Origin of the sequence: Pseudoalteromonas sp. MelDa3, from assembly GCF_002863625.1 — a bacterium.
GTDB classification, from domain to species: domain Bacteria; phylum Pseudomonadota; class Gammaproteobacteria; order Enterobacterales; family Alteromonadaceae; genus Pseudoalteromonas; species Pseudoalteromonas arctica.
The window spans coordinates 1-6,447 of record NZ_PJBR01000128.1 but is presented as its reverse complement, the minus strand read 5'-3'; the positions used below and the strand labels follow the sequence as shown (position 1 = coordinate 6,447).

The following is a 6,447-nucleotide window of genomic DNA, read 5'->3' as shown; positions in this document are numbered from 1 at the left end:
AGCATTTGCTATGTGAAAGTAGGACATTACCAGGCTTCAAATTGTAGAAAGCCCGAATCTAACAATTCGGGCTTTTTTACGTCTGCAGAAAAGTGAAATACGCACAATTAATACACACTCACATCAACACCCATCACGTAGGGCGGGCGAGCGCAGCGACTCCCAACGTTAAAATCACAACAAAACCCCTCAATATCTACAGTAGCATTTGCTACGTGACTCTCCACCGCTGTGGGTACTGCGTAGCGCACCGACTTCATATTGTAGAGAGCCCGTATCTAACGATTTTTTTACGTCTGCAGAAAGTAAAACGTGAGCCAATAACGAATAATCTATACCGTAACATAATTGAGTAATTACATTTAATACCTTAATGATCAAACTAGACCCGGAAGGTTCGCGTTTTGAAAAGTGTAGTAAAGTTAAACGTAAGTGAATAGCGTACTACTCACTTAACTATCTTATTCATATTTAATCTTTTTTATTTTTTATAAAAGCTAATTACTTTCATTTCCTTAGATAACAAATTTAATTTTGCTTTGTTACTGTCTTTGATTTAGGATCAAATCAGTTTAAAACCAAGAACTAACAGCCTGTGTATAGATTATTAATTAGCGCCATATCCATTTTATTTTGTTTTTCTGCGTCGGCAGTTGAAGTAACTGATCTATATCAAGATATTTTAAAAGTGGATGACAAAACACGAGACACTCGATTAGCTGCGAGTCGTAAAGCTTTGCTCAATGTTTTAGTGAAAGTAAGCGGTGATGAAACTGCGGATCAAAATAAATTAGCACAGCAACGCACGAAAGATATTTCTGATTATATGCTTAAGTTTGAATATGACGAGAGAGCAAATGGACAATTGAAACTCGTTGTTAAATTTGAAGCTCGAAAGATCAATGCGTTAATCAAAGAGTTAAACTTACCTTTATGGGGAGTACAACGTCCATTAGTCGCAATATGGTTAGGTATTGAAGACAATTGGCGCAGAGAATTAGTAACACAAGAAAGTTACCCGCAATTAGAGCAGTTAATTTATGACAAAGCAGGACGCCGTGGTCTGCCTGTCGTTGTGCCATTACTTGATTTACAAGATAGACGTTTAGTAGGTATTCCTGAGGTATGGGGTAACTTTTCAGAACCAGTAGAAGAGGCCTCTAGACGATACAGTGCTGAGCGAAGTATTACAGCAAGAATGTATAAAGAAGCAGATAGCGAAAATTGGATTTTAGATTGGCGTTTTACTAATGATGATCAATTTGATTCAAATAGATTAACGGGCGATAAGCAGCAAATAGTGAGCCAAATGATTGATACCTTAGCTCGAGGCCTTGCAAGCGAGTACGCTATTGATCCAAATGCTTATTATGAACAAGCCGCGGCCACGCTAACATTAAAAGGCACGCACAGTTTTGTTGATGTTGAATTAGCAAAGCAAAGATTATTGAACTTAAGCGTTGTTACGCAAGTTAAAATTGTTCGTAAAACACCAGAATTTGTAGAATTTAAACTAAACCACACTGGTAACCTAAGCGATCTTAAAAAAGGGTTAGGGTTAGACTCCTCATTTAAAGATTATGAGGATCCACGCGCTTTTTATCATGTTGTTGATAAAAATAGCTTAGAGTATCAATGGATAACGCCATAATGCTAACTTCTGAGCCGATGCAAATGGCATTACCGGTTACCTTGCCGGATGACGAAACATTTGCATCGTACTTTGGTGGGGAAGATTCGTTAGAGGTTAACCATTTAAAAGATAGCTTTTCGAAGTTAGCTAAAAAGTTTCAGTATACTTATTTATGTGGGTTAGGTGATTCGGGTAAGTCTCACCTTTTGTATGCAACCTGCATTAAAGCACAAGAGCGTGGCCTATCTAATATGCTGCTGTCTATGCGCGAAGTAATTGACTTTGGACCTATGGTATTAGACGGTTTAGAAGCACTTGATGTTCTATGTATTGATGACGTGCATTTAGTTGCAGGCAATGATGCATGGGAAAAAGCACTATTCAACTTTTTTAACCGGTTTAACGAACCCGGAAAAATGTTAGTAGTAACTGCCGATTTACTTCCTAGCATGCTTAATATCTCGCTGCCTGACTTAGAGTCTCGCTTAACGTGGGGAACAACCTTTCAAATTCGTTCTATGAGTGACGACGATAAAGCACAAGCACTTGTTAAGCGCGCTCATATGCGCGGCCTTGAATTAAGTGATGAGTGTGCACGCTTTTTACTAACCCGTTTAAGCCGTGATATGCGTGCTTTATTAGATGTACTCGACAAATTAGATCATGCATCTATGGCAGCACAGCGAAAATTAACTATTCCTTTTATAAAATCAACGTTAAAGCTGTAGTAGGTCTAGAATCTAGACCCTTCTTTCAGTTATCATAAGCTATTATCAGAGCGTGTTTACCTTTCCTGATTGGAATTTGTTTAACTTAAGAGTGCTTTAATCGCGTCGTGAGGGCTTTAGCGTAGTATTTATATGCGAAACTCGAACAACAAAGAACGTAGCCTCCGAGATAAACACTTCAAACTGCATGTGTTTGGTCTTTATTTAGCGTTATTGCATCACTTATGTAGGAAACTACAGTCCAATGCTTAACCTTATTTAATAACCAACCACACTGTTGTAAAGCAATCTTGAAAGGCCAACACGCTCTTAAGCAATCACCTTCTGTGAAAGATCAGGTATCGAATGAACTTAGAAAACATATTAGCGCAAGCACTTGAGGCGGTAGCCAGTGCCAGTGAAATAGCGCAGTTAGAAGATATCAGGGTTAATTACCTTGGTAAAAAAGGCGAAATCACTAGCTTACTTAAAACGTTAGGTAAAATAGCACCTGAAGAACGTAAAGAAGCAGGCCAAGTTATAAACCGAGCTAAACAAGATGTACAAACTGCTATCAACGAAAAGCGTGAATTGCTAGCAAGTAAAGCACTTGAAGAAAAACTAGCTGCTGAAACTATAGATGTAACTCTACCAGGGCGTGTTATGCCTACTGGCGGTTTACACCCAGTTACGCGTACTATTGAGCGCATAGAAAGCTTTTTCGGTGAGTTAGGTTTTGAAGTTAAATCTGGTCCAGAAATCGAAGACGATTTTCATAACTTTGATGCGCTAAATATTCCAGAGCACCATCCAGCACGTGCTGATCATGATACCTTTTATTTCAATCCTAAATTAGTACTACGTACACAAACAAGTGGCGTGCAAATTCGTACTATGGAAACTGAGCAGCCACCACTGCGCATTATTTCACCTGGACGCGTATACCGTAACGATTACGACCAGACACATACACCTATGTTCCATCAGGTTGAAGGTTTAATGGTTGATACCGATGTTAGCTTTACTGAGCTAAAAGGTATTTTGCATGATTTTTTACGTAACTTTTTTGAAGAAGATATGGAAATTCGTTTCCGTCCTTCATTCTTCCCGTTTACAGAACCTTCAGCTGAAGTAGATGTTATGGGTAAAGACGGTAAGTGGCTAGAAGTACTAGGCTGCGGCATGGTACATCCAAATGTACTTAAGTCTGTGGGCATTGACCCAGAAAAATACACCGGCTTTGCTTTTGGTATGGGTGTAGAGCGTTTAACTATGTTGCGCTATGGCGTAAACGATTTGCGTGCATTTTTCGAAAATGACTTAAAATTCCTGAACCAGTTCCGTTAAGAGTGAAACAATAAAATGAAATTTAGTGAAAAGTGGTTAAGAGAGTGGGTTAATCCTGCTATTGATACGCAAGCTCTTTCGGAACAGCTTTCAATGGCTGGTCTAGAAGTTGATGGCGTTGAGCCTGCTGCTGCCAAATTTAATGGCGTAGTTGTAGGTGAAGTTGTTGAATGTGGACAACACCCTGATGCAGATAAACTGCGTGTTACCAAAATTAACGTAGGTGGCGATGAGCTACTTGATATCGTGTGTGGTGCACCAAATTGTCGTTTAGGTATTAAAGTTGCTGTTGCAACTGTGGGCGCTGTACTGCCTGGTGACTTTAAAATTAAAAAAGCCAAACTACGCGGCCAACCTTCAAACGGAATGCTATGTGCTTTTGTTGAGCTAGGTATTAGCGAAGAAGGCGACGGCATTATGGAATTGCCAAGCGATGCACCAGTAGGCACTGATTTACGTGATTACCTAGGTCTTGATGATAATATTATAGATGTTGATTTAACACCAAACCGTGGTGACTGCTTAGGTATAAAAGGTCTAGCACGCGAAGTAGGCGTTTTAAATAGTATTGACGTAAACGTATTAGATATTCCAGCTGTTACTCCAACAATTGATGACAAAGTATCAATTGAGCTAGTTAATGAAGATGCATGTCCTCGTTACCTTGGTCGTGTGATAAAGGGCATTAACCTTGATGCAGAAACACCGCTTTGGATGGTTGAAAAGCTACGTCGCAGTGGCGTACGTTCAATCGACCCAGTAGTTGATGTGACTAACTATGTATTACTTGAACTTGGTCACCCAATGCACGCGTTTGATTTAAATGCGATTGAAGGTGGTATTAAAGTACGTAGTGCAAACGCAGGTGAAGAACTCGTTTTATTAGACGGTAACACCGCTAAATTAAACGACACAACACTTGTGATAGCCGATCATAACAAAGCACTTGCAATTGCAGGTATTTTTGGTGGTGAACAATCAGGTGTTACAGATAAAACATCTGATATATTACTTGAAAGCGCATTTTTTAATCCTGTAGCAATTGCAGGGCAAGCACGTAGCTACGGTTTACACACTGATGCTTCACACCGTTATGAGCGCGGTGTTGATTTTGCTCTACAACATGATGCAATGGAACGTGCAACAGCACTTCTTCTTGAGATTGTAGGTGGTCAAGCAGGTCCTGTAGTTGAAGCTGTTGCGGCTGACAAATTACCAAAAGTGACTGAAGTACGTCTTCGCCGTGCACGTTTAGACCGTGTTATTGGTCATCATATTGAAGATGCTAAAGTAACAGATATTCTTACGCGTTTAGGTCTTGATGTTAAAGTAGAAAATGAAAGCTGGAGTGCCGACGTACCAAGCTACCGTTTTGATATTCGCATCGAAGAAGATTTAATTGAAGAAGTAGCACGTGTTTACGGTTACAACAGCATTCCAAATGTTGCACCAACTGCAAAACTTAAAATGACGACACATAACGAAGCAACTATTGCACTTAGCAAGTTCCGTAATACGTTAGTGACTCGTGGTTACCAAGAAGCAATTACATACAGCTTTGTAGACCCTAAAGCACAAGCTATTTTACACCCAGAGTGTAAAGCAATGGTATTACCGCACCCTATTTCAATTGAAATGTCAGCGATGCGTGTAAGTTTAATGCCGGGTTTATTAGCGTCTGTAGCGTATAACCAAAATCGCCAACAGCCTCGCATTCGTTTATTCGAACATGGTCTTAAATTTATAAGCGACGAAAGTGCAGAAAATGGTGTTTACCAAGTACCGGTTATTGGCGGCGTTATTACGGGTCTTGTAAATGGTGAACATTGGGTTGAAGAAAAACGTAACGTTGATTTTTACGATTTAAAAGGTGATGTTGAAGCCTTACTTGCAATTACCAATGACATTACTCGCTTTGAAATTAAAGCCGAGCAGTCAGATGGACTTCACCCTGGTCAATCAGCAGTAATATATGTTGATGGCAAAAAGGTTGGTTTTTTTGGTGCTTTACATCCTCAAGCTCAAAAGTCGTTAGATATCAACAACGCAACTTTTGTTTTTGAAATTGAAATGTCAGCAATAGAAAAAAGAAATTTACCGCAAGCCGAAGGGGTGTCTAAATTCCCTTCAAATCGCCGCGACATCGCGATTTTAGTGGCAGACAGCGTTAAATCTGGCGACATTTTAAGCGTGATCGAAAAAGTTGGCGGAAATCAATTGGTTGACCTAAACTTATTCGATGTGTATAAGGGCAAAGGTATTGAGCCAAATTATAAGAGTTTGGCGATTGCTCTAACACTGCAAGCGGTTGATAGAACACTCGAAGAGAAAGATATCAATCTAGTAGTTGATAACGTGGTGGCCGAATTGGCCGAACAGTTTAATGCATCGTTGAGGGACTAGATATGGCGCTTACTAAAGCCGACATAGCTGAACACCTATTTGAAAAGCTCGGGATCAATAAAAAAGATGCCAAAGATTTAGTTGAAGCGTTTTTTGAAGAAATCCGCTCAGCGCTAGAAAAAGGCGAGCAGGTTAAGCTCTCTGGATTTGGTAACTTTGATCTTCGAGACAAAAAAGAAAGACCAGGCCGCAACCCGAAAACAGGCGAAGATATTCCTATTTCGGCACGTCGCGTGGTGACTTTTCGACCAGGTCAAAAGCTTAAAACCCGCGTAGAAGTGGGCACAAGCAAAGCAAAATAAAAAAAGGCAGCGTAAGCTGCCTTTTTATTTGCCTGAATAACCTAGTTATTAAATT

The 6,447-nt window shown here is 39.9% G+C and carries 5 protein-coding genes; all 5 read left to right on the top strand.

All coding sequences use genetic code 11. The features are described 5' to 3' along the window. Window positions 1-595: 595 nt before the first annotated feature. The 5 genes from CXF89_RS17705 to ihfA all read left to right on the top strand — a co-directional run bounded on the left by CXF89_RS17705 (window position 596) and on the right by ihfA (window position 6,392). Complete coding sequence (locus CXF89_RS17705) at window positions 596-1,651, top strand: DUF2066 domain-containing protein (protein ID WP_101162748.1); 1,056 nt, start codon at window positions 596-598, stop codon at window positions 1,649-1,651. After that, entirely contained in the window at window positions 1,651-2,361 is a 711-nt protein-coding gene (gene hda / locus CXF89_RS17700; protein WP_007580342.1) for a DnaA regulatory inactivator Hda, read from the top strand. The genes CXF89_RS17705 and hda overlap by 1 nt, the downstream gene beginning before the upstream one ends. A 345-nt stretch (window positions 2,362-2,706) precedes the next feature. Next, the gene (gene pheS, locus CXF89_RS17695; RefSeq protein ID WP_121955335.1) at window positions 2,707-3,687 is read left to right on the top strand and encodes a phenylalanine--tRNA ligase subunit alpha; all 981 of its coding nucleotides are present in this window, start codon (window positions 2,707-2,709) and stop codon (window positions 3,685-3,687) included. Window positions 3,688-3,702: 15 nt separating this feature from the next. Beyond that, a complete protein-coding gene (pheT, locus tag CXF89_RS17690) occupies window positions 3,703-6,090 on the top strand; it encodes a phenylalanine--tRNA ligase subunit beta (RefSeq protein WP_002960691.1) in 2,388 nt (795 codons plus the stop codon). Window positions 6,091-6,092: 2 nt separating this feature from the next. Next, window positions 6,093-6,392 (top strand): integration host factor subunit alpha, encoded by a 300-nt coding sequence (gene ihfA / locus CXF89_RS17685; RefSeq protein WP_002960690.1) that lies wholly within the window; start codon window positions 6,093-6,095, stop codon window positions 6,390-6,392. The last annotated feature ends 55 nt before the right edge of the window (window positions 6,393-6,447 follow it).

Coding starts and splice junctions, on each gene's coding strand:
- hda (WP_007580342.1), top strand. CDS start 1,651: ATGCTAACTTCTGAGCCGATGCAAATGGCATTACCGGTTACCTTGCCG.
- pheS (WP_121955335.1), top strand. CDS start 2,707: ATGAACTTAGAAAACATATTAGCGCAAGCACTTGAGGCGGTAGCCAGT.
- pheT (WP_002960691.1), top strand. CDS start 3,703: ATGAAATTTAGTGAAAAGTGGTTAAGAGAGTGGGTTAATCCTGCTATT.
- ihfA (WP_002960690.1), top strand. CDS start 6,093: ATGGCGCTTACTAAAGCCGACATAGCTGAACACCTATTTGAAAAGCTC.